Source organism: Alicyclobacillus hesperidum (genome assembly GCF_900107035.1).
GTDB lineage: Bacteria > Bacillota > Bacilli > Alicyclobacillales > Alicyclobacillaceae > Alicyclobacillus > Alicyclobacillus hesperidum.
Genome location: NZ_FNOJ01000005.1, coordinates 1 through 24,414 on the forward strand (window position 1 = coordinate 1; position 24,414 = coordinate 24,414).

The 24,414-nt window shown below is 52.3% G+C and carries 32 protein-coding genes and 1 rRNA gene; 5 read left to right on the forward strand and 28 right to left on the reverse strand.

The features are described from left to right. Both BLU70_RS04950 and BLU70_RS04955 read right to left on the reverse strand, forming a co-directional pair. A 16S ribosomal RNA gene (locus tag BLU70_RS04950) occupies positions 1 to 142 on the reverse strand; the annotation flags it as partial. A 303-nt stretch (positions 143 to 445) separates the two neighbouring features. Further along, positions 446 to 1,819 carry a UvrD-helicase domain-containing protein gene (locus BLU70_RS04955; RefSeq protein ID WP_083341169.1) on the reverse strand — a complete coding sequence of 458 codons (1,374 nt, stop codon included), beginning with the start codon at positions 1,817 to 1,819 and terminating at the stop codon, positions 446 to 448. A 150-nt stretch (positions 1,820 to 1,969) separates the two neighbouring features. On the opposite strand from BLU70_RS04955, the gene BLU70_RS04960 reads away from it, so the two are divergent. After that, positions 1,970 to 2,671, forward strand: a complete 702-nt coding sequence (locus BLU70_RS04960) for a metallophosphoesterase (RefSeq protein ID WP_040288983.1) — start codon at positions 1,970 to 1,972, stop codon at positions 2,669 to 2,671. Positions 2,672 to 2,946: 275 nt separating this feature from the next. On the opposite strand, the gene BLU70_RS04965 is transcribed toward BLU70_RS04960, so the two are convergent. Then, entirely contained in the window at positions 2,947 to 3,669 is a 723-nt protein-coding gene (locus tag BLU70_RS04965; RefSeq protein WP_006446271.1) for a class I SAM-dependent methyltransferase, read from the reverse strand. 140 nt (positions 3,670 to 3,809) lie between these two features. Between BLU70_RS04965 and BLU70_RS04970 the strand changes: the two genes are divergently transcribed. Next, positions 3,810 to 4,181: a hypothetical protein gene (locus BLU70_RS04970; protein WP_006446270.1), complete on the forward strand. Its 372-nt coding sequence runs from the start codon at positions 3,810 to 3,812 to the stop codon at positions 4,179 to 4,181. On the opposite strand, the gene BLU70_RS04975 is transcribed toward BLU70_RS04970, so the two are convergent. The 4 genes from BLU70_RS04975 to BLU70_RS04985 all read right to left on the reverse strand — a co-directional run bounded on the left by BLU70_RS04975 (position 4,139) and on the right by BLU70_RS04985 (position 6,428). Beyond that, positions 4,139 to 4,447 (reverse strand): rhodanese-like domain-containing protein, encoded by a 309-nt coding sequence (locus BLU70_RS04975; protein ID WP_006446269.1) that lies wholly within the window; start codon positions 4,445 to 4,447, stop codon positions 4,139 to 4,141. The genes BLU70_RS04970 and BLU70_RS04975 overlap by 43 nt on opposite strands. Before the next feature lie 93 nt (positions 4,448 to 4,540). Next, positions 4,541 to 5,248: a S1C family serine protease gene (locus BLU70_RS04980; RefSeq protein ID WP_232302221.1), complete on the reverse strand. Its 708-nt coding sequence runs from the start codon at positions 5,246 to 5,248 to the stop codon at positions 4,541 to 4,543. 107 nt (positions 5,249 to 5,355) lie between these two features. Beyond that, positions 5,356 to 5,529, reverse strand: a complete 174-nt coding sequence (locus BLU70_RS14560) for a hypothetical protein (protein WP_176780842.1) — start codon at positions 5,527 to 5,529, stop codon at positions 5,356 to 5,358. A gap of 86 nt (positions 5,530 to 5,615) precedes the next feature. Then, positions 5,616 to 6,428, reverse strand: a complete 813-nt coding sequence (locus tag BLU70_RS04985) for a DUF2797 domain-containing protein (protein WP_100218598.1) — start codon at positions 6,426 to 6,428, stop codon at positions 5,616 to 5,618. A gap of 42 nt (positions 6,429 to 6,470) precedes the next feature. On the opposite strand from BLU70_RS04985, the gene BLU70_RS04990 reads away from it, so the two are divergent. Beyond that, a complete protein-coding gene (locus BLU70_RS04990; RefSeq protein ID WP_237716403.1) occupies positions 6,471 to 7,142 on the forward strand; it encodes a PrsW family glutamic-type intramembrane protease in 672 nt (223 codons plus the stop codon). 19 nt (positions 7,143 to 7,161) lie between these two features. On the opposite strand, the gene BLU70_RS04995 is transcribed toward BLU70_RS04990, so the two are convergent. Next, positions 7,162 to 7,539 carry a hypothetical protein gene (locus tag BLU70_RS04995; RefSeq protein WP_040288981.1) on the reverse strand — a complete coding sequence of 126 codons (378 nt, stop codon included), beginning with the start codon at positions 7,537 to 7,539 and terminating at the stop codon, positions 7,162 to 7,164. 213 nt (positions 7,540 to 7,752) lie between these two features. Next, positions 7,753 to 8,433, reverse strand: a complete 681-nt coding sequence (locus BLU70_RS05000; protein WP_040288980.1) for an SIR2 family NAD-dependent protein deacylase — start codon at positions 8,431 to 8,433, stop codon at positions 7,753 to 7,755. Positions 8,434 to 8,551: 118 nt separating this feature from the next. Here BLU70_RS05000 and BLU70_RS05005 point away from each other — a divergent pair, with 118 nt between their 5' ends. Beyond that, complete coding sequence (locus BLU70_RS05005) at positions 8,552 to 8,971, forward strand: helix-turn-helix domain-containing protein (protein ID WP_040288979.1); 420 nt, start codon at positions 8,552 to 8,554, stop codon at positions 8,969 to 8,971. Positions 8,972 to 9,220: 249 nt separating this feature from the next. Here BLU70_RS05005 and BLU70_RS05010 read toward each other — a convergent pair whose 3' ends face one another. The 19 genes from BLU70_RS05010 to spoIIAA form a co-directional block, all read right to left on the reverse strand. Then, a complete protein-coding gene (locus BLU70_RS05010; RefSeq protein WP_006446261.1) occupies positions 9,221 to 10,987 on the reverse strand; it encodes an ATP-binding protein in 1,767 nt (588 codons plus the stop codon). After that, on the reverse strand, positions 10,984 to 11,688 hold the full coding sequence (locus BLU70_RS05015; protein WP_040288978.1) for a response regulator transcription factor: 705 nt from the start codon (positions 11,686 to 11,688) through the stop codon (positions 10,984 to 10,986). The genes BLU70_RS05010 and BLU70_RS05015 overlap by 4 nt, the downstream gene beginning before the upstream one ends. Positions 11,689 to 11,799: 111 nt before the next feature. After that, on the reverse strand, positions 11,800 to 12,423 hold the full coding sequence (locus BLU70_RS05020) for a YhcN/YlaJ family sporulation lipoprotein (RefSeq protein WP_052012231.1): 624 nt from the start codon (positions 12,421 to 12,423) through the stop codon (positions 11,800 to 11,802). A gap of 61 nt (positions 12,424 to 12,484) precedes the next feature. Beyond that, positions 12,485 to 13,336: a pseudouridine synthase gene (locus tag BLU70_RS05025; RefSeq protein WP_074692499.1), complete on the reverse strand. Its 852-nt coding sequence runs from the start codon at positions 13,334 to 13,336 to the stop codon at positions 12,485 to 12,487. 56 nt (positions 13,337 to 13,392) lie between these two features. Next, positions 13,393 to 13,938 (reverse strand): spore maturation protein, encoded by a 546-nt coding sequence (locus tag BLU70_RS05030; RefSeq protein WP_040288977.1) that lies wholly within the window; start codon positions 13,936 to 13,938, stop codon positions 13,393 to 13,395. Continuing rightward, a complete protein-coding gene (locus tag BLU70_RS05035) occupies positions 13,938 to 14,534 on the reverse strand; it encodes a nucleoside recognition domain-containing protein (RefSeq protein WP_006446256.1) in 597 nt (198 codons plus the stop codon). Before BLU70_RS05035 ends, BLU70_RS05030 begins: the two co-directional genes overlap by 1 nt. Positions 14,535 to 14,631: 97 nt before the next feature. Continuing rightward, positions 14,632 to 15,054 carry a GerW family sporulation protein gene (gene ytfJ, locus BLU70_RS05040; RefSeq protein WP_052012230.1) on the reverse strand — a complete coding sequence of 141 codons (423 nt, stop codon included), beginning with the start codon at positions 15,052 to 15,054 and terminating at the stop codon, positions 14,632 to 14,634. A gap of 1 nt (position 15,055) precedes the next feature. Next, positions 15,056 to 15,685 carry a DUF2953 domain-containing protein gene (locus BLU70_RS05045; protein WP_006446254.1) on the reverse strand — a complete coding sequence of 210 codons (630 nt, stop codon included), beginning with the start codon at positions 15,683 to 15,685 and terminating at the stop codon, positions 15,056 to 15,058. A gap of 69 nt (positions 15,686 to 15,754) precedes the next feature. Next, positions 15,755 to 16,315, reverse strand: coding sequence for an SMC-Scp complex subunit ScpB (gene scpB / locus BLU70_RS05050; protein ID WP_040288976.1), 561 nt, complete (start codon positions 16,313 to 16,315; stop codon positions 15,755 to 15,757). 1 nt (position 16,316) lies between these two features. Next, positions 16,317 to 17,036: a segregation and condensation protein A gene (locus tag BLU70_RS05055; protein ID WP_006446252.1), complete on the reverse strand. Its 720-nt coding sequence runs from the start codon at positions 17,034 to 17,036 to the stop codon at positions 16,317 to 16,319. 13 nt (positions 17,037 to 17,049) lie between these two features. Continuing rightward, complete coding sequence (locus BLU70_RS05060; protein WP_006446251.1) at positions 17,050 to 17,655, reverse strand: site-2 protease family protein; 606 nt, start codon at positions 17,653 to 17,655, stop codon at positions 17,050 to 17,052. A 32-nt stretch (positions 17,656 to 17,687) separates the two neighbouring features. After that, the gene (locus BLU70_RS05065; protein WP_237716402.1) at positions 17,688 to 18,425 is read right to left on the reverse strand and encodes a spermidine synthase; all 738 of its coding nucleotides are present in this window, start codon (positions 18,423 to 18,425) and stop codon (positions 17,688 to 17,690) included. A 268-nt stretch (positions 18,426 to 18,693) separates the two neighbouring features. After that, positions 18,694 to 19,302: a stage V sporulation protein AE gene (locus BLU70_RS05070; RefSeq protein WP_074692502.1), complete on the reverse strand. Its 609-nt coding sequence runs from the start codon at positions 19,300 to 19,302 to the stop codon at positions 18,694 to 18,696. A gap of 5 nt (positions 19,303 to 19,307) precedes the next feature. Further along, the gene (gene spoVAE, locus BLU70_RS05075) at positions 19,308 to 19,670 is read right to left on the reverse strand and encodes a stage V sporulation protein AE (protein WP_006446247.1); all 363 of its coding nucleotides are present in this window, start codon (positions 19,668 to 19,670) and stop codon (positions 19,308 to 19,310) included. A 3-nt stretch (positions 19,671 to 19,673) separates the two neighbouring features. Next, on the reverse strand, positions 19,674 to 20,693 hold the full coding sequence (spoVAD, locus tag BLU70_RS05080) for a stage V sporulation protein AD (RefSeq protein WP_006446246.1): 1,020 nt from the start codon (positions 20,691 to 20,693) through the stop codon (positions 19,674 to 19,676). A 13-nt stretch (positions 20,694 to 20,706) separates the two neighbouring features. Next, positions 20,707 to 21,171 (reverse strand): stage V sporulation protein AC, encoded by a 465-nt coding sequence (gene spoVAC / locus BLU70_RS05085; RefSeq protein ID WP_052012235.1) that lies wholly within the window; start codon positions 21,169 to 21,171, stop codon positions 20,707 to 20,709. 106 nt (positions 21,172 to 21,277) lie between these two features. Continuing rightward, complete coding sequence (sigF, locus tag BLU70_RS05090) at positions 21,278 to 22,033, reverse strand: RNA polymerase sporulation sigma factor SigF (protein WP_006446244.1); 756 nt, start codon at positions 22,031 to 22,033, stop codon at positions 21,278 to 21,280. Between the two features lie 15 nt (positions 22,034 to 22,048). Then, on the reverse strand, positions 22,049 to 22,510 hold the full coding sequence (gene spoIIAB / locus BLU70_RS05095; RefSeq protein ID WP_040288974.1) for an anti-sigma F factor: 462 nt from the start codon (positions 22,508 to 22,510) through the stop codon (positions 22,049 to 22,051). Positions 22,511 to 22,515: 5 nt separating this feature from the next. Continuing rightward, on the reverse strand, positions 22,516 to 22,866 hold the full coding sequence (gene spoIIAA, locus BLU70_RS05100; protein WP_006446242.1) for an anti-sigma F factor antagonist: 351 nt from the start codon (positions 22,864 to 22,866) through the stop codon (positions 22,516 to 22,518). Positions 22,867 to 23,030: 164 nt separating this feature from the next. Between spoIIAA and BLU70_RS05105 the strand changes: the two genes are divergently transcribed. Continuing rightward, positions 23,031 to 24,347, forward strand: a complete 1,317-nt coding sequence (locus BLU70_RS05105; protein WP_040288973.1) for a helix-turn-helix domain-containing protein — start codon at positions 23,031 to 23,033, stop codon at positions 24,345 to 24,347. Positions 24,348 to 24,414 lie beyond the last annotated feature (67 nt).

Consider the following 24,414-nt stretch of genomic DNA (forward strand, 5'->3'; position numbering starts at 1 on the left):
GAGTGTTATTCCGGTCTGAAAGGCAGATTGCCCACGTGTTACTCACCCGTCCGCCGCTGACATCCGAAGATGTCCGCACGACTTGCATGTATTAGGCACGCCGCCAGCGTTCGTCCTGAGCCAGGATCAAACTCTCAATGAAATCTCACTATCCCGCATACGCGAGACAGATGAACTGGCGTGGTGTGTGTTTAGTTTTCAAGGAGCGACGCTGCCGTTCGAGGCAGCCCAATCAATATATCACATCTCACACTTCATCGTCAACCGGTAAGTTTTGCACCGCTCACGCACTCGCGAGCTCAGCATCGTAACCGACTGGCCACCGGGCGTCACAAACTGCGCCGTCCGCAGCGGCATCGACTACTATACTACGCAGGATGCTGGTTGTCTACTGGGAAATAGGTCCAAATAGCAACCTGCAACACGCATCTTTTCTCAATATGTGTTACGCCTCTACCGTCAAACACTGTTGAATTTGTTGCACTTCCCCTTGTGACCACGTCCCAAATAAGACTTGAGATTCAAACAGAAAGGGACTCGGCAGGGTTTTGACACCGTCAATGGTCCGCGGCACAAGGCATAGCAATACCGATCTGGCACGAGTCATCGCCACGTAGAATAGACGGCGTTCCTCATCATTGATGACATTTGGATCAACACGCTCAACGACGGTGTCTAGCAAAATGACAATATCCCATTCCTTTCCCTTGCTATCGTGGAACGTTCGAAATTCCACTCTTCTTTGCAACGAACCCCATGTGACTCCTAGTTCACGTTGTAGCGCCCCCCAGACGCGAGCGACCTGCCGACGGGTTCGCGCTAAAATCGCTATCGAACAGGGGATTTCCAGACAGCTTTTCAGGATATCTTTGATGCAGTTGATTTCAGCCCCCTCATGATCTATTTCCACAGCACGAACGTATCCCTCGCGGCTCGACACGGACCGTAATGGCTTATCAATGCGAGATGACACGTGCTGAATCAGTCGTTCAGCTGCATGTACGATAGAGATACACGACCGAAAGTTTTTGGTGAGTAGAAACTGCTCGATATGAAACAGTTGTTCGGACGCGTGTTGCAAAAATAATGGTGAGGCTCCGCGGAACCCATAAATGGATTGATCGTCATCGCCGACAACAAAGATAGGCGTATGGTAGGATTCGTGTAACAGGCGGACAATTTCCCACTGCGGCTGATTCGTATCCTGGAATTCATCGACAAGAATATACCGGATTTTGGTCCACCGCTCAGGCTTCGTTCCGGATCGAAGAACGGCCAAACTTTCAGCAAGAATATCGTCATGATCCCACCGATTGGCACAACGCTTGATGCGATTGTAGGCCTGATAAATCTTATGCTCGTGCCGCTCCCCCATCGTTCGGCCTGTGCCGACATATTTTGTGTAACGCGTCAGCCAAGATGCGGTTTCGTAGAAACCTACAGCCTTTGACTGACCGATGACTTTCTCAATGGCCTCTCGCATACATGCGAATTGTTCTTCACGGCTGAGTAGCACCGGAATATCAGAACGCAGCTCCATCATGAAGCGAAACATCGATCCATGAAATGTGCCAATCTGTATAGACTCGACCTCCTTTTCGTTGAGCAAGGGATGAGTACGAAGTTTCATGCGCATATGTTCAGCGGCTTGCCTGGTGAAAGTCATCGCCAACACAGAGGCTGGCGCAACCCGACGAGCCTTGACAACCTGTGCAATATGTTCGGTTAGAACCGAAGTTTTGCCGCTACCAGGTGCGGCCACTACACATGTTGATCCTTCACGCGGGGAAATAATGCTAAATTGTTCATCAGTCCACATCTCGCCACTCACCTCGACAATCATCCTGGCAAATGTGGCGCGAGCAGTCGATAATGTTTAGACCAATTCGAACTGATTCAAGAAAAAATCCGCAATCGATTTATTCTTTCAGAAGTCGTGGTATCATGGGCATTTAAGGGGGCGTCGTATATGGCAATATACGCAATCGGCGATTTACACTTGGGAAGCTCGGTCAATAAGCCGATGGACATCTTCGGTGCCCTGTGGAAGGATCACGTTGCTCGCATTCGCTTTGCATGGGAAGAACGCGTTACTGATTCGGACATCGTATGTATTCCTGGCGATATATCGTGGGCCATGACACTGGACGAAGCCCGGAGCGACCTACATTGGATCCAACAGCTCCCTGGCACCAAAATATTGATTCGTGGAAACCATGACTATTGGTGGAGCGGGATTCAAAAAGTTCGTCAGTGCATGGATGCGCAGACATTCGCGCTACAAAATGATTGTATACGCATTGGCGGAGTCTGTTTTGCAGGTACCAGAGGCTGGCTCCTGCCATCACACCCAAGCTTCACAGAAGATGACGCCAAGCTTTTGCATCGAGAAGAACACCGCTTAACGCTGTCATTAGAAGAGGCGAGTCGCACCAACTTACCTATCGTATGCTTGATGCATTACCCGCCCGTCGACAGCACCGGTGAGTCAAGCACTTTTTCGTCACTGTTACAGTCCTATAACGTGAAGGTTTGTCTATATGGGCATTTGCACGGGGCGTCACACAAATTTGCCTATAACGGTCATTTAGAAGGCGTTTACTACCGGCTTGTAAGCAGCGATTATCTCGGGTTTGCACCCTTTCGTATTCCTGATGAATGGCTGTTATAAATACGGCCGGCGGTCACCCAACCGCCGGCATCAAACACCGCTTCGCGATTCCCCCGTATCCGACTAACCTTGGAATTCAAGTTCAGGCGTTTGACAGCTCTGTTGAATCCCATAAGGCCCAAACCGTCCTCTGCAACCTACACAACTGACATCCGTCGCCCTGATATCCGTCGAGACCGGGTTCAACATAGGCTTGCATCATCGGACGTTTGGAGCAAATACGATCGCGATCGCGAAAACGATGTCGATTGTACTATGTCCAGTGAGCACAAGGTTTATGTTCGTCTACAACGTAGTTCAAACACGCCGTAACCCATTTCTTTCCCATGCTCATCCATCCATTGGGCATTACGCTGCAGAACTGCTCTAATTTGAGGATCCAATAATGCCTTCGGATCAGCCAAAGTTGAGTCTTGCTGATTTACCGGCAGGGGCAAACTTGACACCGAGCCGGAGCGCAGCACCTTGACCTCAAAACCGGCATCGTGAAAAAGTCGTTTCCACCCGGACAGATCGGGCACATACTGAGCGCCATACAGATTTCGGACTTCTCTTCGCCAGGCGTCCGTCACAGGGCCAAGTGTCATCATCTCAACCGCAATCACGACACCACTTTCCTCCATCACGCGTCGATATTCTCGAAGCGCACGGTGGGACTTCGTAAAGACCAATACAGATTCACTGACAATCGCATCGAACGATTCGCGCTGGAACGGCATCGCCTCGGCCGAACCCACCACTCCACGCAAACGTAGATTGCGCTCGGAAGCCAAACGAAGAGCGTGATCGATCATCTTGCGACGCACATCGAGCACGGTGACATTTGCATCCCAACGTTGCGCAAGTAAACATGCAGTTGCACCGTTACCACAGCCAACATCCAAGACACGAGCGTGTTCTCGCAACGAAACGCGATCCATCCACCACGTAGTCAATTGTTCACCGCCAGGGTGCGCATGAAGAATTCCAAGTTGTGCCAAGGCATCATGATATGTCACCGCTCGCCCCTCCTCAGCCCATTGTATGCGGCCAAGAAGCTTTACGAACCCGATGAATGCCTAGACACCGACAACCTGCAAGGTTGCAGCGCCTGGTCTGATCTCGTACAGTGAAGAAACGAACCAGGAGGGAACTTGACATGGCCAAGATCAGGCGTATCTTTGAGGCAAGTATTGAGGAAGCAGGGGATTACATCTTCACACCGTCCGGAGTGATCATCCTGATGGAGAGCGGGGATTTTCAAATATATAGCGAGAGCGCTCGCCACAACCTCCTGCGTCGCACTTGCATGCGCTACGCTTGGGATCAGCTCGTCGACGGTGTGAAGGTGGATGAACTAAACATCCGAATTCGCGACATCACCGCAGATCTACGGCGTCGCCTCGACTCCGAAAATGAATGGACGACGGACGAAATTCTGAAGACGTGGTACGAGCAAAACCCACGCCAATTATTTTTTCTCCGCCGTTATTCAAGCTCGCCATCCCACACCAACATGCCGCCGCTGTAATTGGCCACATGTTCGAAACCGTTGGCACGTAAAAATTCCGCAACACGCTGCGATCGATTGCCGCTACGGCAGACAAACACATACGACTTTTGCGGATCGAGCTCTGACATCCAATCTGCTACTTCCTGCATCGGTCGCAGCGGCACGTTGGGAATGTGGCCCTCTGCGTATTCTTCTGGTGTCCGCACGTCGATCACCTGTACATCGCCAGCCTGTAGCAACCGCTTCAGTTCATCCGCATTGTACTGAGGAATATCGTTGACCATAACTGCCTCCAAGGTACAGATTTATCTCCGCCTCGCAACCTAGTCGTGGCAGACGGACATCGATACTGTACCACAATCGTGAGGCAATGAATATCAGAGTGGCTCATGCAAAATTTCGCTCACTCGTTTTCTAAGCACATCCGCGCTGATGGCAAAACCGATGCCCTGTGAACTTTGTGACACCGCTGTGTTCATGCCAATCACTTCGCCACGAAGGTTGATGAGTGGTCCACCACTATTGCCTCGATTGATGGCCGCGTCTGTTTGGATGAGATTTGGGTAGTCGCGATCGCCAATTTGTAGCGGACGGTTTTTCGCACTAACGATGCCTACCGTCACCGTATGATCGAGGCCGAGCGGCGAACCAATGGCCAACACCCATTCTCCCACGTGAATGTCTCGACTGTGGCCAAGTCTTAGGATGGGTGAAGGGACAGGCATGTCAGCCCGTAAAATGGCGATATCATGCCGGCGATCGCGCCCGACAACTTCGGCATCGATGAGTTCCTTGCGCCCAAAAGCACGTAGCATAATGCGATCTGCCTCGGCGATCACGTGTTCATTGGTCAAAATGTACCCTTTGGGGTGGAATACAAAACCTGTTCCAATGTTCAGGGCGGAGCGACCGACTCTTGGCACAGGGCGATCCCAGGGGAAAAACAGCGTTCGATCGCGGTACGGAGTCTGAACAACCTCAATGCCGAGGACAGACTTTTTATAACGCTCAACCAATTTCACGAAATTGGGAATCGCAGCTCCGGAATGCCGCTTCCCAGCCGACACCTGCGACTTTTTCATCATGTGCGTCACCCCTAAGAACAACAAAAGCCGCATACGCCCACGACGATGCGTTGTACATTGTATTCTTGGGGAGAAACGGGCGTGAGATGGGTTTCCAAAAACGGGCTTTAGACCGATATATTTCTCCGATAGCGCACACCATAGTTGCCCCGTCGTGTTTTGTAGACCTGGACGCGAAGATCCGTATTGCCACTTTGTAGATGATCGTCCCGTATGCACATTGCGACGTATGACGCCACCGACTTCGAGTCGTATAGGCGAGCTTCATACACCCATGTCATGTGATATCCCCCTCGCATGGGATAGTGTGTCCACATAGCATGAGTTCATGAAATGGTTTTACGGATAGCTCCTACACTACCAATGTCTACAGACATGTAATTGACACTTCATAACCAGCGAACTTCTTTACATTCCACACCCCCTCGTCAAACAACAAGTATTGGCCCTTAGCGCCCCTTAACGTCCCCTCCCAAATCGGTTGCTTGTCCAATTGAACAGACTTTATATTGACATTAAACCCTTCCGGCCGCGGATAACGAAACGCGTATGTTGTAACATCCGAAAGCACGTACTGTGAAAACTCTGGTGTCAATCGTGCCACGACTTCTTGACGAAGTTCCGCAAGCGACTGTTCCGGCCGTTGCTCTTCTTTAAGCATTTTTCGCCAATCCGTTTTGTCCGGCAAGTGCTTCGCAATTTCCATTTCCAGTTCCCCAGCTAACTTTCTAGTTGGAACTTCCGCTATCGGCAACGCCAGTGTGGCACCTTGATCCATCCATCGTTTAAACTGTCTTCCCTTTCTGGTAAGACCAACCTTATAACCACTACTCCAAGCGAGATATACATAGTGCGGAACCATGCAATGTTCTTCTGCAAACGTCTCGTCTCTGCATGTACCGAGGTGAAAGTGACAGTCATGGGGTTTGACAATGCAAAGGTCACATTCAGCCAATGAGCGAACGCACGGGAAACAATATCCGTTTTGAAAAAGCTTGTTTACCTTCCGCCCACAAACAATGCATCGCCGGACGCCTGTAAAGTTCACTCGCACCGTCTTGTTAAACCAACTGGCAAGTTCTATCGTTCCCGACGATAACGATAAGCGATAGGTGACGGGCTCACCTACCTGCGGGTCTAATTCCCGGATGTCTCCTTCAAACATATTTGCCGCCTCCATTCGCCAAACTACGGGCACAATTTCCGACAAGGAGTGGGCCCAATGTTGTATGTTGCACTCGCCGTCATTCCGGGCTTATTTTTGTTGATCTTTATTTACACGCGCGATCAACTCCACCCCGAACCCAAGCGGCAAATCATACGGCTGTTCCTCCTCGGGGCCGCCATCGTCTTTCCAGCAGGGCTCATCGAGCGAATGACAATGGATAGCCCAGGCTTTCAACAAGGAGGTCTCGAGGGACGGATTATTACGGCCTTTTTTATTGCAGGGATGATTGAGGAATTTCTTAAAGCCTCGATTTTTGACCGCACAGTCCTTCACAGCAGTCTTATCCAAGGCCGTGTCGATTGTATCGTCTATGCGGCTGCTATCGGACTTGGTTTTGCAACCGTCGAGAACATCTTATATGTGACAAGTTCTGGCTTTTTGACGGCCATCGTACGCTCGGTCACAGCCGTGCCAGCTCACTTCATGTTTGCCATCATCATGGGATATCGATTCGCTAAAACTAAGTTTGACGGCAAGAACAAAGCTTTCGCATATTTGCTGCCAGCGCTTGCTCACGGAACCTACGACACGTTTGCGCTGGCCTCCACCTTGTGGGCCGACATGATCTTGGCCGTATTGCTTCTCGTTCTCGCCGAAATGTCTGCAAAAATTTTACGAAATGTCGGCGCCACACGGCGTAGGACAGTACACCTTCGCAACAGCTAGCACAACTGCAAACCGGTGCCTAGCGTAAATCAAACCCGTTCTGTCCAAACGGCACCGGTCCAGTAGCGACACCATGAAATTCAAAGAGCCAGGCCCGCTCGGCACGAAAGATAGACATCTCTATGCTTTCATCTAGCATCAGCATTTGAAATAAATTCATGGACGTACGGAAATAAGGGCTCATGTGCTCATCTTGCAGACGAAGGTTTAACACTTTGTAGCGATCTGGCTCCCTTACGCGCACGCCATCCCGTCCGATTACCTCACCGAACACCGCAACGTCTAGTAGATCCTCTTGCTGTGCGCGAGCGCGTAGGACGTCATATAATTGCCGGACCGATTTTGCTTTACGGCTATTGTCGAATACAAGCGCATGATGCGCTATCCGCTCTGTCAACCGTCCATCCCTCTACTTTTTCTCGCAGACGGCGCACCGGCCATCTCGAATATGTTCCCATGCAAAACGCCCCCTGTGGTAAACCAACCTGATTAGGGGGCGATCTGCGCATAAGGATATGGGAAAGTCTGTTCTCATTATACATGACAAAAGTCGAGAAAGAAATAGGACGGGCCCTAGTTCCTGTAGAAAATTCGCGATTTTGTACGAACTTTAACGACACGCATCTACCAATGCGCAAACCCATGCCTCCGCGTCATCCAACACCCAAATGATGTCCGCACCAGCTCGCACCCCCACTTCTCGTAACCTGCGAACGGGATCCATATTCATTTCTGTGCCCACAACGAGCACACAGCGCGCAGCTGTGACCCATTCCGTCGCTCTCGCGATGTGGCGTACCTGTTCACCCTCAAACACAACTCCAGGGAATAGCCTTCCCGCACACGTTGGGCATCGGGGAACCGCTTCCCGAAAGGCCAACTTGGCGGTGAAAAGCGAGCTACATGCATCACATCGCAATTCCCGCAAATTCCCATGTAATTCAATTACGCTTTGGCTACCAGCATCACGATGAAGGCCATCGACATTTTGGGTGACAATGCGCACGCCCGCACGTGCCAATGCCAAATGTGCGGCATTGGGAGAAGCGCTCCGCCATGTCGACACCATGTGACGATAAGCATCAAAAGCTGAGTGAGGATCATCCAGCCAAATATCCCGTCGAAAAAAGTCGTCAAGCGAAACACCCATAACGGCGCCGGTTCCAACAGGTAAACCACTTTCCACACTGATGCCTGCACCTGTAATGGCCACTAATTGGGAACTGTAAAACCGTGACATATCGATGCGTTTTAAGGTATCCAGGATATTACCGTTACAGTAAAAAACCATTTCATCGCACACCTATACAAAATTTTATAGATTATTTCCAGTATTGTATTTACATATGCACGCTCAGCCTATATATTTACACCGTGAGCATGATTCACTAATTGTTAGGAGGATTTACATGAAGGATTCTTTTGGGAGCCGTGTTCGAGCCATTCGACAGAGCAGATCGTGGTCACAACAGGAATTGTCTATGCGCTCGGGAATTTCGACACCGCACATCTCGTCGATTGAACGCGACAAGCGTCACCCGTCGTTGGACTATGCCCAGCGATTGGCCGCGGCATTGGGCGTACCGTTGCATGTTCTATGTGATCCCCATACGGCGTACAGAGCGCCGAACATGCGCAACTCGCCGGATGAACTGCCGCTCTCCATGCAAAACTTTATTTTGAATGAATCGGCCATGCCCTACCTTGAAGCAGCCCAGCGAATGGCTACACTATCCGAAGCAGAGGCATCATTTTTACGCGTCGTTATCGAATTATTAGCACAACGGAAATGCCTGATGAACTCCGACAAAGAGAACCGCAAACCGTGACAAAACGGTGCGGGTACTATCGCCGTCTCATCCGATTTTTCAGGTACTTGTTCCACCCCGTCGCAAGGGGCGCATCAGTCCCAAAGAACCTTGACGCCATAGCGTCCACGCTGCGTTTGGAAGACACCGATGAACCTGGGCGGACGCTTTGGCATCCACCATACTCCCTCTTCCAAGCGGGCTGCAAGGCAGTCCGCTTGAAAACGAGTATCAACCAATCGATAATAATATACCCAGGCCAACGTTGATTCACTCCCACTCGTCGGATTGACGTTGCTCTGAATCGGTGCTGATGGGTAAAACAACTGTGAACGTTGTGCCCTCGCCGAACCGGCTTTCAACCAATATGTCGCCGTGGTGTTCCAGCACAATTTGTCTCGCAATCGCTAAGCCGAGACCTGTGCCAGATCGAGAACGCGTTCTCGCTTTGTCCGCCTTATAAAACCGCTCGAAGATATACGGTAAATCTTCTTCAGGAATGCCTGCTCCCGTATCGGACACCCGAATGTATGCGTAGCCGTTGCGAATATCCGACGCAAAGGAAATCGTGCCTTCCGCTGTATGGCGAAAAGCATTGTCCAACAGGTTTGTAAAGACTTGTTCAAGCCTGTCTTCATCCGCCTCAATCCATACCGGTTCGTCCTGCGTAGACAGCTTGAACGCCAATCCATAGTCAGAGGCGAGCGCCTGAAATTTCCGTGCTGTGCGCCGGATCAGTTGCACCAAATCGATATGATGAATATTCATTTGGAATTGTCCACTTTCTAACTGTGCCAAGTTGAGCAAGTCGTTGACCAAGCGTTTCATGCGGAGCGTTTCATCGTGAATGATCTCGGTGAGCTCGTGACGCATGGCCGGATCGTCCGAGATATCATCCAGAAGTGCTTCTGTATACCCTTGCATCATACTCAGAGGAGTACGTAACTCATGTGACACGTTTGCAATAAAATCCTTGCGCAAGCGGTCTAGCCTGCGCTCTTCCGTCACATCTCGCAATACGCATAACGTTCCCCGCATCGTCGTAGCATCGGCCTCGTACAAAGGAAGCATCGTGATGGCCATCGTGCGACCTTCCCACGTATCTTCGCGGAAGACCGGTTCCTGTTCTTGGGTAACCCGAGCAAACAGCTTCATCAATCGATCCGGCAATAGTTGTTCATTGACCACGCCTTGCTCGGCAACCGATAGCATGCGCAACCTTCTCCTTGCCGGAGGATTGGCAAGGACCACACGGCCTTGCATGTCCGTTGCAACAACACCATCCTCGAGTGAAGACAAGATGCGCTGTAGCCCTTCTCTCTCCATCGAAAGTTGTTCAATCGTTGCGGACAACTCCTCGGCCAGTGCATTAAAGGTGTGGCCCAACCTGCCGACTTCGTCATTGGTTACGACTTTGACTCGCTGCCGGTAGTGTCCACGGGCCATTTGCTCCGCCGCACGATTCATTTGCAACAACGGCCGTGATAGGTTGTTCGAAATGACAAAAGCGAAGCCTGTCGCGAGGATAACACCCAAAACCGTATCAAAAATAACTAAGTTGCGCATCTCGTGCGCAGGTTCATCAAGAACGCTCATCTGCTGCGTGACTACCAGCATACCGGGCGGCGCCCCCGCATCCGCGAGCTTGACATAGACAGCCAACTCATCGGATTTGTTCCCCACGCGATGCACAGCTACCGGCTCGCCAGCGTTAAATTGGGATTTTTGCGACGGTGTCAAACTGCGGTATGCTTGAAGCAATGTGGGGGTTTTTGTATAAGGAATTCCATACTTAATCTCCGCTCGCTCCACATTTCGTGCGAGATCGCTCGCAACCCGTTCCTTGACACCACGATCGGAATTAGATGTCAACACGGACTGGATTGACGTGGCGAGTTGAGTCAAGGTTTCAACTTCCCGCTGGACAATGTATTTGTTAAAGACCTGTTGCAAAAGCACGGACAACAGGGCCTGAATGACGAATACCATACCTACGATGGTCAGCCACAGCTTCGCGACCACACTGTTGCGAATCACGAGGCCACCTCGAACTTGTAACCGACGCCCCAAACCGTGACGATGTATTGGCTGACGCTATGCGACACTTGTCCAAGTTTTTCTCGGAGTCGTTTGATATGCGTGTCGACCGTGCGCTGATCTCCGTAGAACTGATAGTTCCAAACATCGCGCAACAACTCTTCGCGGCTGAACACTTTGTCGGGACGCTGTGCCATGTAGACCAAGAGGTCAAACTCTTTTGGGGTCAAACCCACCTCATTTCCATCCACTTCCACGCGGCGGGCATCAATCTGGATGGACAACCCGGGAAACGTAAGCGTCTGGTTTAAATCATTACGAGCGTAATCGACTTCTCCCGTTCGTTTCAGCAATGCCTTGATGCGCATCACCAATTCACGAGGGCTAAACGGTTTGACAACATAGTCATCCGCGCCAAGTTCGAATCCGTGTATTCGATTGGATTCATCGCCCGCAGCCGTCAACATAATGATGGGCACGTTGCTATGTTGTCGAATTTGCGTACACACATCGCGCCCGTCCATTCCTGGCAACATCAGATCCAAAATGATCAGCGAGTAGGGCTCGGACAGCGCCTTGTCCACAGCCTCAATGCCATCTTCCGCCTCCGCAACAGAGAATCCGCTACGTTCCAAATACATTCGAACCAATCGCCTTATGCGCTCTTCGTCGTCAACGACCAGAATACGTGGTTGTGGCATCTTGCGACCTCCGTCCCTGTCTTTCTGTCCATTATAAGGCCAGAAGATCTCGTCAACAACGATCCGCCGATCGCAGAGCGCTCAAAGCCCTGCAACCGACGGATCGACTGTTTAGGATTGAGTCGGAAACATCCGGCTAACAGAGGTCCGAAAGTTGTTCCAGACTGCATCTACCGGTCGACCTGCAGCTAGGTCTTTCGAAAAACTTTGGAAACGCGTATAAACGTCTGGATTAGCGCTTACATACACTGTGCGAATTTGCGGATTCATGCGACGTACGCGATGACTGATGGCCTGTTTGTCCTTCAGTCCCTGATTGGTCGTTGCAGGGTGGGCTTGTTGCAGTGCAACATAAGCCGTGTCGCCAGCGACAAACGTCACGGCCCGTTTAGCATAGCCGGCCCGCACAAGATCATCGGAGATCTTTTGGGCAATCTGCATGTGCACAGCATTTGCATGCTGGGGATTGGCCGGGACGCCCGGGACGCGATTGCCAATGTCGGCGGCAGCTTGTCCTGCTCGACGAGTTGCCGTCGCCGCGCCATTCGCGAGATCGCGCGCGCCCTTGTCCGCTATCTGTCCGGCTCGGCCTGTGGCGTTTGTCACCGCGTTGCCGGCTTGACGCGTGGCATTCAAAACATCAGTACCTGTTTGCGCTGCGTTTTTGCCTGTACCACAACCGGCGACGGACAGTGCAACCAAACCAACTGCTACCATACGTACAACACGTTTCACTTGGCAACACCTCCTCCGCCCTTAGCATGTGGCCTAGGCGAAGGAAAATACGTAGCGAATTTCACCGAAAGCCAGTCGTGTTGCCCTTCCTCCGCGCTCCTGTTGCAGATTTCTCCTTGCGCGCCTGCGTAACACCGCGTCGAGAATCGCGCTTCGGGCGTGGTGAATCAAGAAATGTCGGCTTTGTGTATGGCGGCGCCGTCAAATCGACACTCCGATATAACGCCTTCCATTCATCAGGCTCAAGCATGCGCCACTCACCCGTCTTTAAGTGGCCGAGTGCGATAGGGCCAAACGCGATTCGCTTGAGCCGCTTCACCGGTAAGCCGAGCGCCTCGAACATGCGGCGAACCTGCCGATTACGCCCTTCGTGAATCGTCAAGTGAACAACGGACTCTTCCCCTTGCCGCAACACCTCGACGACTGCAGGTGCGGTTAACCCGTCGTCAAGTTCAACACCTTGCTGCAACAATTGACGGGCCTCTTTGTTCACTCGGCCTTGCACCGTGACCCGATAAACCTTCTCGACATGATGAGAAGGGTGCAACAAGCGTTCCGTCAATGCGCCATCGTTCGTGAACAGCAAGAGCCCGCTCGTATCATAATCGAGCCGGCCAATGGGATAGAGCCTCTCTTCGATTTTCGGCAAAAGAGACATAACCGTCCGTCGCCCTTCCGGGTCGGACACCGTCGACACGTAAGCCGTCGGCTTATTCAGCAGAATAGTAACCTTTGCTTCGAGGCGAATCGGCTTGCCGTCGACGGCGATCACTTGACGAGCGGGGTCGACTTTATAACCAAGCTCGGTCACTGCTTTTCCATCGACGCTTACCCGACCATCTGCAATCAAAGACTCACACTTGCGTCGAGATGCGACGCCAGCATGTGCCAAAACCTTTTGCAGTCGTTCCATGCTTATACTCCCGTCTGCCGCCCTATGTAGATGTCTTCAAAACATCCCGCGATGTATCAGAAGTGTATCATACCAGAAAAGAGCGATACGGCGAACACGGATGCAAGGACACTGATGAAGTCGCTGAGTAAACCTACTTTCAGCGCATACCGAAAGCGGCTGATGCCCACGCTGCCAAAATAAACAGTTAAAATATATAACGTTGTATCCGAAGAAGCTTGCATCGTCGATGCTAGCATGCCAAGCCACGAGTCTGGACCATGCTTCTGAAAAATGTCGATCATCATGGCTAGACTACCTTGGCCGCTGATAGGACGGAGAATGCCCATAGGGGCAACCTCAGCAGGAATGTGCAACCAATTGAGTACGGGATGCAAACATTTGACGAGCAAGTCCATGGCACCTGATGCCCGAAACACGCTGACCGCCACAACCATCGCGATCAAATGCGGGATCAAACGAACTGCCGTGCCAAAACCACCTTTCGCACCGTCGACGAACGCGCTATAAATGGGCACGCGTTTCACGATGCCATGAAGCAAAATGACGCCAACAAGCAGTGGCAACATCCATTCGCTAATTGCCGAAATCGCCTGCTGCATCACGCTCTCCCCCGCCGTCGCCGATCAACTGCACGGTACATGCGATCCAGCGCGATCGCGGCGACCGTTCCGATGGCCGATGCGATGAGTGTGGTACCGACGACCGCAGTCGGATGCGCCGAATGATATTGCATGCGCATGGCGATCACGGTCGTTGGAATCAGCGTGATACTCGCCGTATTGACTGCCAACAGCGTACACATGGCGTCACTGGCAGTCTCTTTGTCGGGATTGAGTGTCTGCAACTCGCGCATCGCCTGTAGACCGAGCGGTGTGGCCGCATTGCCAATACCAAGCAAGTTGGCACTCATGTTTGCGAGAATTGCACCCATAGCCGGATGGTCCGGCGGCACGGACGGAAACAAAAAACGCGCCACAGGTCGCAAGCGAGCGGATAACCACCCCACCGCACCGGCCTGCTCCGCAATCTTCATGAGACCCAGCCACAGCGCAATTGCGCTAATCAGTCCAATCGACAACTGCACGCCGCTCTCCGCCCCTTTTAATATGGCGTTTGCGACGTGCGACATCTGGCCTGTAAACATAGCTGTGACGATGCCTGAGAGAAACAAAGTGAGCCAAATAAAGTCGATCACGCAGGAAACACCCCCGTCGGACAACACCTTGTCCGTACAGGGTATGCCGACTTTGGCCCAGATAACACTCGCGCAGAGCCAAAGCCGGAACTCGATATCACATCACAGGAGGTTGGCCGTGCTGCTTGTTTGCCTGTCCACCGCCGCCGGCAAACAACTGTTGAATGCGTTCGATTACGCTAGGAGCCATATCGATTAACCGGTCATACAACTGGTTTTGATTGTCGGTTGAAAGTAACCTCACATTGTTTCCGTGTACAATGAGGAAGCCGATTGGCGTGATCGAAACACCGCCGCCAGAACCTCCGCCAAACGGGTGTTCACCTCCCTGGCCAGATCCCCCGTCGCCGCCTTCAAACTCGCTACCGCCAGCCGCAAAGCCAAACCCCACTTTTGAGACGGGTAAAATGACAGTCCCATCAGGGGTTTCAACAGGATCACCAATTATAGTATTGACATCCACCATTTCTCTGATGTTGGCCATCGCCGTTTGCATCAATCCTTGGATTGGGTGCTCCACGTCAAAAAGCCCTCCTTTTCCAGGCTACAAGCAGTCGGATTCCTGCGCTGATAACGTACCCCATTCGTATCCGCAATATGCTTTGCGTTCGCAGATGAAACAGAGTCTGATGAAAGGCGGGACGTACTTGAATATACGGGCGATCGACAAACTTGCACTGGTGACTGAGCCAACCAAGCAACGTGCTGATCGCTGCATACATGGTGCCTACAAGCATGCCCGTTTGCACCGAGTCGTTGACCCCTATGTGGGCTTCGACACGTAGATTGTAGATGTGAATGTGCGGGGACGTGTTTTTGGCGATGTGCAGAGCACGCTTAATAAACGCGACGAACTCGCGAATTTGATCCCAGCGCCGGGGAACATCCGCCGTCGAAATGCCTCCCTCGTCGGTTGGGCCATCGTGCCCTGCTTTGCCATGCACAACGACGGCCGGTCCTCCCTCGGTCTGCGTCGCTTCCAGTTTCGTCAACTCGCGCCGCACGCGAACCAGACCAAGCAGTGTTCGAACTTCAATAGACGCGCTGTCGTCCGCATGCACGCGCTCATAGGCAAGCGAAATTTCAACAGGAAGGCAAAGGAACAAAAAGACGAGTACAAGCAGTGCCAATACAATGAGGAGCAGCCACATGGTACGCACGCCACCTCTTTCGTGTCGATGACATTATGCGTACCTTCCAGCACTCCTATACTTAACCTGTCAGTCGCGAGCGATATCGGACGGCAGTTGGAACAGTGAGACGCCTTCGCGCCCTAAATCTTCTGGCAAGGGGGGCAGTTCGTCGAGCGAACGAAGACCGAATTGGCGTAGAAATTCGCTTGTTGTGCCATAGAGAATGGGCCTACCTGGGGCATCCTGACGACCGACCTCTGCGACAAGTTGGCGGTGAACCAATGTAGCCAAGGCGCGATCCGACTGCACGCCGCGAATTTCGTCGATTTCCGCGCGTGTGATGGGTTGCTTGTAGGCCACGACTGCGAGCACCTCGAGCGCCGCGGTCGACAATGTGCTTTGCATCGGCGTTTGCGCCATCCGCTTAAGATAATCTGCGTATTCAGGGCGAGTGACCAATTGCCACGTATCGGCCACTTGTTGCACGGCGATCCCGGCCGCGCGCTCGTCCAGTTGTGCCCGCAACTGTAGGCATAGACTCTCCGCCTCGCCCAGGGAAACACCGAGAATGGAGGCGATGTCCCTCGTCTCTAAACCGTCGCTTCCGACTGCAAACAAGACGGCTTCTAATGCGGACAACAAGTGCATATCAATCCCCTACCCAAATCAGCTCAAGTGGACCAAAAGGTTCTGTTTGGCGGCACGCCAAGCGGCCATCTTTAATTAGTTCAAGGACGGCAAGAAACGCCGTCACGAGCGCTGGGCGCGTGCGTGCTCCCTGAAATAACACGGCAAACTCCGTCATCCGGTAGCGGCGCATTCTTTCCACGATTTCTTCCATAACGTGTTCGACGCGCTCAACATGGCCCCGAATTTCGGCGACCCGCTCGCTAGGCGGTAAACGCAAGTACAACTTGCGAAAGGCGTCCACCAAATCCCAAAGTGTAACGCCGGATAAAGGAGGTACTTCACGCGTGCGAAACGGATGCAAATCCATCGGCTGCCGGGAATAAACCTCGGCACGATTGGCAGCCATCGTCGACAATTGAGCAGCTGCCCATTTGCAGCGCTCATACTCCAATAATTGCTCGACGAGAGGAGCGCGCGGATCCTCGACTTCTTCTTCATCGTTGGTACGCGTGCGCGGCAGAAGCATCCGCGATTTGATAGATAAAAGCGTTGCAGCCATCACCAAAAACTCACTGGCGATTTCCAGAGACCAAGTTTCCATCTCGTGTAGATACTCCATATATTGATCCGTAATGGATGCCATCGGAATATCATAAATGTCGACCTCGTGCTTGCGGATCAGGTGTAGTAACAAATCCAGTGGGCCTTCAAACTGAGCCAGGCGAACTTCGTAAGACATGGCACACACCCCTTCACGTCCCGTAAAACCAAGACATGAGCAGATACACGAGATCGGAAAAAGCGGCGTTCAATGGCGGCACAAGGAAAACGAACAGCAGAATCCACGGCCCGTAAGGTTCAATCCGACTGTACACAGCCGCTTGCCGATACGGCAACAGTTCGTATAAAATGCGCGAGCCATCAAGCGGCGGGATGGGAATCATGTTCAGCACGAACAGCGCAATATTGATCTCAAAGAGCATGCCAAGTACCGTGCCCAAAATTCCGTATGTGTACGGTTGCATCGCCCGCAACACGCCATAACTCGCCGCCGCGATCACAAGGTTGGAACATGGACCGGCGGCCGCCGTGACGATCACGCCAAGACGCCGATGGCGAAAGTGTGCAGGTTGGATGGGTACAGGGCGCGCCCAGCCAATTGGCGCGATGAGCATGGCGATGACACCTGTCCACTCAAGGTGAACGAGTGGATTCAAGGTCAACCGTCCCTCGTGGCGAGCCGTCTTATCTCCTTGAAGATCAGCTGCCAAAGCGTGGGCAAATTCATGAAGAACGAGACTCGCAAGTACCAGTAAAACGCGCAAAATCCAGGTTGGCGACGACCATTGAGCGAACAAAGCGAAACCTCCCGCCGCGATCGATAGACGAATTATAGCACAGCCCCGCGCAAGTCACGCAGACGAGCACGCCATAGGCTACGCTCTACGAAAGCGGCATCCGTGCACAGGAGAGCCTCTTTTAATTCGCCGGCAAGATTGAGTTTGTCACTGGCAATGAGCAGGCGATTTTGGCTCGTCCACGGCACGCCCACAGGTAGATCGACGATAGATGCGAAACGTTCGGCACCTGCTCTGACAAACGCTCGCAACTGTCCAGCCCGATAATGGGATGCGATGATGTTGTAGACGATGATCCCTGACGGTTGCAAAACGGCACGCAACCAATCCCACACCTCAGTGGCCAGGGCTGGCTGGTATATGCGCGTCTTGAGGTAGGCATCGACGAAAATGAGATCGTATATTTCGGCCATCTCCGAGCGAACAAACGCGAAGCCGTCACCCACCCAGTAGTCGGCCTCCTTGTGTGTTGGCGCTTGAAAGTACTCGATAGCGAGCCCAAGGACCGTTTCGTCGATCTCGACGCCGTGGAGCTGACAGTTTGGATGTGCCTTACGAACATGGTACAGACTTGTACCTGCACCCACACCTATTGATAAAAACGAAGATAACTGAGGTCGTGTTTGAACAAGTCCCCGAAACGCACGTTGATAAGGGAAAACCGGCCGGTCGGGCCGGGCGAGATCGACCGCTCCCTGCCACCCGCCCCGCTTTCCAAATCGCATTTGGCGCACGCGTCCGTCTTCGATGACTTCTATCCAATCGTGCACCGAACCAGGTCCAGAAAATAGTTCTGAAATCGCACGTCATCCCCAATCGCAATCAGTCTGCAATTAGTATAACGGAACGACGTCAGGCTGTCGCTGTCGCTGGCTGACGTGACCAGAACCGTGAAAGAAACGGCCAAACAGGGCGAACGATCCCCACAAACGTCTGAAACATGCCGAAATAGCGGAATAGCCGGGGAAGGAACATCAACATGCTGAGCATGACGGCTCTCACCTCCACCTCTCTTCTGCACGATATGCGCTGGCGAGGTCATTCTTGTGGGCGCTCTTGCCGATGATTGTGCGCCAACATCAACACCCATTCGATTGCGGAGGTGGTGACAGGAGAGCCACGTTGCGGAGCATCGCGCCCTTGCATTTTGCCGATGTCTCCGATGCCAATGACCACGGGGGCGTCAAGTCGCCGCAAAATATCGACCGTGTCCCCTTCGACGATGTATGAGTTTAATTCAAAGCCATCCTTATCGACTGCCCGTTCCACCCGGTTGCCAAAACGGTCGATGCTAAAATCGACCGCCGCACCTTCGACATCTGTAGTCTTGGAAGCGACGGCGAGCGCTCCAATGACCTCGATGTCAGGGTGGTGTAAGAGCACGCTTAACGCCGACTCTCCGCCTGACTCGTGCTTGTTGCCGTTATCGTCGAGCATGACAATCACAGGATCGCCTGCAGACTGGCGAATCCAGTCGACTAGTTGGATGCCTGTCGCTGGCGTCGGATTGCCGGCACTCTCCGCAATCACTTGGCAGCCCGTACGCCGCGCCGCCATTTTGAGCGCACGTAAGGCCATGTGATCGCCATCGGTGACGACAATGACTCGCCTCCTGCATCCCCCTCTGCCGCTATTTGCATGTGACATAGCACTCACCCTTTGGGTTTAGCAAACATGGCCGCCAAAAAGGCGAAGACGATTGCCGCAGAGATGCCTGCGCTGGTCACTTCAAAAATGCCAGTAATAACGCCAATCCAGCCATGTGTCCGCGCTTCGAGCAACGCCCCGTGGACAAGCGCATTGCCAAAACTGGTGATGGGAACTGTCGCACCCGCACCCGCAAATTTAATGAGCGGATCGTAAAGTCCTAACCCGTCGGCCACTGCCCCAGCCACGACCAATATGGACATCACATGTCCAGGCGTCATTCGCGTCGAATCCATCAGAATTTGCCCGACGGCACAGATGGCACCTCCGACGAGAAACGCCCAAAGAAACGTCGACCAAGTTGGCATGGCTTACACATCCTTTCGTTCGAACGCGATCGCGTGGGAAATGCCAGGAATGGTGTCGCTTTGCTGGGCGCTGACCGTCGATAGCAAGGCACCCGTAGCACTGACCAGAATCCGTTTGTAGGTACCGTCGAGAAGTCGTTTAAAGAGATGCCCAAACGTGACGATGGTACAGCAGGCTCCGCCGCTTCCACCGGAAAAAACTTCAGGCTGCTTCGCATCGTAAATCAACGCCCCACAGTCGTTTAAGCGCTCTGGCTCAGGGTTTATACCACGTTCTAGCAAGAGCTTACGCAACAGCCGCAAACCGATGTGGCCAAGGTCTCCCGTGACGACCAGATCGTAATCGGCAAACGTACGCCCTGTATCGCGCAGATGTTGCAAAAGGGTATCGCAAGCGGCTGGTGCCATGGCGGCACCCATTTCCCAGGGCGACTTAATACCGTAGTCGACAACACTGCCAATCGTCGCGTGAGTCAGTTGAATGGTGCTCGATGCTCGAGAAAGAACTGCGGCTCCAGCCCCTGTCACGGTCCGTTGCGCTGTCGGTGGCTTTTGTGCGCCGTACTCTGTCGGGTAGCGAAATTGACGCTCTGCCGTGCTGGTGTGGCTGGACGTCCCGACAATCACCCGCTGTGCGTGACCAGTGTGAACAATCAAGGCACCAAGCGCCAACGACTCACAAATCGAAGCACAGGCGCTATACACTCCTAAGGCAGGCCGCAGAAAGGCGCGCGTACCAAAGTAGAATCCCGTCAACTGAGCGTTGAGGTCGCCCCCGACTAAAACGTCAACATCTTCGCTCGTCACATGTGCTTTCTCCATGGCAGTCTGTACCGCTTGCGAAAACATTCGCTGTTCTGAATGCTCCCACGTGTCATCGTCGATGCGGTCGTTGTCAAGACGAATATCAAAATCTTGTCCCAGCGGTCCTTGCGCTTCGACCTGACCGGCAACCGTACCAACGCCAGAGACGTATACAGGGTTTTGTTGCAAATCCCACGTGGATCGCCCCAGACGCGCCATGTCCTCATCCTCCTTACAGGTGCTCGATGATATAACGAATGAGCGCGATAAAGAAGGCACTCACGACCCCATAGACAATCACCGGGCCGGACACCTTAAACATGTTGCCACCGATACCTGCAACAAGCCCCTCGCTCCTATGTTCCATGGCGGCCGAAGTCATCGTGTTGGAGAATCCTGTGACAGGCACAGCGGACCCCGCTCCGGCCCACTGCGCAAATCGATCGTACACGCCAAAAGCGGTGAAGCAGGCCGCGAGGAAGATGAGCACTGCGACGGTAGGGTTTCCAGCTTCTGTAGGTTTGAAGTGTCCGTAGCGGATAAACAGCGTTTGGATGACCTGTCCAAGTTCGCAAATCAGACCACCCACGATAAACGCCCGTACCGTGTTTCGTACAATTCGGCGAGCAGGCCGCTCGCGTTTGACCAATTCTTGATAACGAAGGCGATCCTCTTTTGTGACCAGCGACACGCACATCCCTCCCACAAGCGTTCGTTTGATCGACGATAGGATGCCCAGTGCAAAATGAAAAAAGCCGCCAATGGCGGCTTTGCAATTATCCACTTAAAGAATTTCCAACCCGTCACTCCAGTTCCTTCTTGATGTGCTGTAAAATGCGTTTCTCAAGCCGCGACACTTGAACTTGCGAAATTCCCAAGACGCGGGCGACGTCGCTTTGCGTCTTGTCGCGAAAGAAGCGCATGTACACAATGAAACGCTCTCGTTCGGGCAAACGCCCGATAATTTCATGAAGTTCGACTTTATCAAACTTCCCATCCGTCTCTTCGTCGGCAATTTGATCCATCAGATAAATCGGATCGCCGTCATTTTCGTACACCGTTTCATGAATCGATGCGGGTGCCCGCAAAGCCTCCTGCGCAAAGACGATCTCCGAAGGCTCCATGCCCATAGCTTCTGCGACCTCGGTAATGTGCGGCTGCCGGCCAAGTTCTTTGGATAGCCGATCGCGCACGTGTCGTATTTGTTTTGCCGTCTCCTTAAGGCTACGACTCACCTTTACCGTGCTGTCATCGCGCAAAAATCGTTGGATTTCGCCGATGATCATGGGGACGGCATACGTGGAAAACTTCACGTCGTAAGACAAGTCGAACTTATCGACCGCCTTCATCAGGCCAATGCAACCGATTTGAAAAAGATCATCCGCCTCGTACCCGCGGCCCAAAAAGCGTTGCACTACCGCCCACACAAGCCTTTGATTATGTACGATCAACTTATCGCGTGCCTCTGTATCACCATCGTGACTCAACTCAAGCAGCTTGCGTACCTCGTCATCGGAGAGCTTCTGATGTTTCAAAGACGACTCTTTCGCATAGTCCATCGCGAAACTGCCCCCTTACATGACGTCAGGGGCGGTTCGAAACGTTTTAACGAGCGTGACGCGAGTTCCTTCCCCCACTTCAGAGACAATTTCCAGCGAGTCGACAAATGTCTCCATGATGGTCATGCCCATCCCAGATCGCTCCAATTCGGGACGCGATGTATACATGGGTTGTTTGGCCATTTCAATATCAGGGATACCTACACCATGGTCCTCGATGACGACGCGCACCGTGTGTTCAAATAACGCACACTCGACGGTGACTTCTCCGTCACCCTCCTGATAGCCATGAATAATGGCATTTGTGACCGCCTCCGAAACAGCCGTCTTTAATTCTGTCAGCTCTTCCATCGTTGGATCCAATGCTGCAACAAAAGACGCAACGGCAACCCGGGCCAGTGATTCGTTTTCCGACCTACTTGGGAACTGCAGACGCAGGTAATTGTCAAGGCGGACATCCTCAGCGATGTGATCCATATATATCACGCTCCCAGAATGGCTGCCATCGCAGCTTCCTCAGATTCATACACGGGCAGTATTTTTAACAGGCCTGACATCTCAAACAATCTTCGCAACGGCGCACTCACTTCACAAAGAGCCATCTTACCACCGTGTTCCATGACAGTGCGATACCTGCCAAGAATCAGCCCTAACCCCGAACTGTCCATAAAGTCGATGTTGCGAAACGACATCACTAAGCCCCGATACCCATGTTCCTCCAACTGCTGTTCGATTCTATCCCGAATTTGTTCCACAGCATGGTGGTCCAACTCACCTTTGAGTCCAATGACCAAGACACCTTGTTCGTATCTCGTCTCTACCGGCACTGTCATTCTCCCTCCATATCAGCGATCTGGCCAAGAAATTCACGCTTCAAACGGTCAATTCCTGCCCGTTGACAAAAGTAGTTGTGATTCTTGCGTTTTCGACAATTCTCCCATTTCAAGCTAAACTTCTACGTAGTAAAATGGACAAAAGCGGTCGTGGAGGTAGCTTTATGGAAACCCTCGGAACAAAAATGCGGGCTTTGCGCAAGCAACGCGGTTTAACTCAACTACAACTCGCCAGTGGAATTTCAACGCCAAGTATGATTAGTCAAATTGAAAGTGACCGAGCAACACCGTCACCACAATTGCTTGAACAACTCGCAAATCGTCTCGGTGTCGAACTCAATTATTTTGAAACTGAGTTCATTGAAAAATCGGACGAACTGCAGTGCTATCGGTCAGCAAAAGAACACATGGAGGCAGGGAATTACCGTGAGGCTATCGACTTGTTCCAATCCCTAAGTTGGCCACTAGCGCCACAATTTCGTCCAGACTCCATCTATCTGGACGTGGCCACCTGTTACTTCCGACTTGGGGAGTACGAACGGGCAGCCAATATGTATGAGTCGCTCGTCGAGTTGGGATGCAACCGCTCGGAAGTTTCGGTGGTGGTGAGTGGATATTACCATGGTGCGTTGGCGCACCGGAAACTAGGTCACGACGATGTTGCGATCGCGTACTTAGAACGTGCTCGCGAAATCATCCGCACTCATGTGGAACATTACTCCTCTATGTCAATCAAAGTAGGGCTCAGTTTGGCGCGACTTTACCTGCAATCGAGTCATTTTAAACAGGCAAAGGAGATTTATCTCGAACTACTCGAACTCTCACAGACATATTCGAGCCGTGTTGACTTCGCGACGATTTACCATGGTCTAGCGTGTTCGTCGACCTACTTAGGCGAATATGATGACGCTTTAGTTTACTGTGAGCGAGCCGTCGAAGAACACCAAAGCTTACAGAACATCGGCAACGCCATGCGCTGCCGGATCAATCGTAGCCTCATCCTGCGTATGGCGAATCGCTACGACGAGGCCTACACGTATCTGCAGGAGCTTGGTGCGCATGTAAATCCGCATGACAGTTTACTTCGGACCGCCATACACCATGAACTCGCTCAACTCTGCTTGCAGTTCGAACGGCTACACGAGGGGATTGAACACACCGAAATCGCGCTTACATCAAAACGCCTTGACAGACGAGCGGAGGTCGCATTGCGAACGTTGCGTATCAAGATCTTTTTACAACTTCAGGATCTTGTGAACGCGCATGCTGAATTGGATCGATTGGAAGGTTGTTGCAAAGACGATGCAACGGCGTTGCCCACGGACTATGTCCGCTTGAAGTGCGAGGTTCTACACCAAATTGGAGCTGACGCTGAGCTTATCAAGTTTTGTCAAGCACAAGCGGAACAAACAATCTCCGCCGACGAAAACCAAGAGCAAGAGATAGCACCGTTCACATTTTGGATATTTCCAAGACAATAAGATTCATCAGCAAAAAACTCGTTCGCTCGACACGTTGTCGATAGGAGTCGAGCGAACGAGTTGCAAT

Coding starts and splice junctions, on each gene's coding strand:
- BLU70_RS04955 (WP_083341169.1), bottom strand. CDS start 1,819: ATGTGGACTGATGAACAATTTAGCATTATTTCCCCGCGTGAAGGATCA.
- BLU70_RS04960 (WP_040288983.1), top strand. CDS start 1,970: ATGGCAATATACGCAATCGGCGATTTACACTTGGGAAGCTCGGTCAAT.
- BLU70_RS04970 (WP_006446270.1), top strand. CDS start 3,810: ATGGCCAAGATCAGGCGTATCTTTGAGGCAAGTATTGAGGAAGCAGGG.
- BLU70_RS04975 (WP_006446269.1), bottom strand. CDS start 4,447: ATGGTCAACGATATTCCTCAGTACAATGCGGATGAACTGAAGCGGTTG.
- BLU70_RS04980 (WP_232302221.1), bottom strand. CDS start 5,248: ATGATGAAAAAGTCGCAGGTGTCGGCTGGGAAGCGGCATTCCGGAGCT.
- BLU70_RS14560 (WP_176780842.1), bottom strand. CDS start 5,529: ATGACATGGGTGTATGAAGCTCGCCTATACGACTCGAAGTCGGTGGCG.
- BLU70_RS04985 (WP_100218598.1), bottom strand. CDS start 6,428: ATGGAGGCGGCAAATATGTTTGAAGGAGACATCCGGGAATTAGACCCG.
- BLU70_RS04990 (WP_237716403.1), top strand. CDS start 6,471: ATGTTGTATGTTGCACTCGCCGTCATTCCGGGCTTATTTTTGTTGATC.
- BLU70_RS05000 (WP_040288980.1), bottom strand. CDS start 8,433: ATGGTTTTTTACTGTAACGGTAATATCCTGGATACCTTAAAACGCATC.
- BLU70_RS05005 (WP_040288979.1), top strand. CDS start 8,552: ATGAAGGATTCTTTTGGGAGCCGTGTTCGAGCCATTCGACAGAGCAGA.
- BLU70_RS05015 (WP_040288978.1), bottom strand. CDS start 11,688: ATGCCACAACCACGTATTCTGGTCGTTGACGACGAAGAGCGCATAAGG.
- BLU70_RS05025 (WP_074692499.1), bottom strand. CDS start 13,336: ATGGAACGACTGCAAAAGGTTTTGGCACATGCTGGCGTCGCATCTCGA.
- BLU70_RS05030 (WP_040288977.1), bottom strand. CDS start 13,938: ATGCAGCAGGCGATTTCGGCAATTAGCGAATGGATGTTGCCACTGCTT.
- BLU70_RS05045 (WP_006446254.1), bottom strand. CDS start 15,685: ATGTGGCTGCTCCTCATTGTATTGGCACTGCTTGTACTCGTCTTTTTG.
- scpB (WP_040288976.1), bottom strand. CDS start 16,315: ATGCACTTGTTGTCCGCATTAGAAGCCGTCTTGTTTGCAGTCGGAAGC.
- BLU70_RS05055 (WP_006446252.1), bottom strand. CDS start 17,036: ATGTCTTACGAAGTTCGCCTGGCTCAGTTTGAAGGCCCACTGGATTTG.
- BLU70_RS05070 (WP_074692502.1), bottom strand. CDS start 19,302: ATGTCACATGCAAATAGCGGCAGAGGGGGATGCAGGAGGCGAGTCATT.
- spoVAE (WP_006446247.1), bottom strand. CDS start 19,670: ATGCCAACTTGGTCGACGTTTCTTTGGGCGTTTCTCGTCGGAGGTGCC.
- spoVAD (WP_006446246.1), bottom strand. CDS start 20,693: ATGGCGCGTCTGGGGCGATCCACGTGGGATTTGCAACAAAACCCTGTA.
- spoVAC (WP_052012235.1), bottom strand. CDS start 21,171: ATGTGCGTGTCGCTGGTCACAAAAGAGGATCGCCTTCGTTATCAAGAA.
- sigF (WP_006446244.1), bottom strand. CDS start 22,033: ATGGACTATGCGAAAGAGTCGTCTTTGAAACATCAGAAGCTCTCCGAT.
- spoIIAB (WP_040288974.1), bottom strand. CDS start 22,510: ATGGATCACATCGCTGAGGATGTCCGCCTTGACAATTACCTGCGTCTG.
- spoIIAA (WP_006446242.1), bottom strand. CDS start 22,866: ATGACAGTGCCGGTAGAGACGAGATACGAACAAGGTGTCTTGGTCATT.
- BLU70_RS05105 (WP_040288973.1), top strand. CDS start 23,031: ATGGAAACCCTCGGAACAAAAATGCGGGCTTTGCGCAAGCAACGCGGT.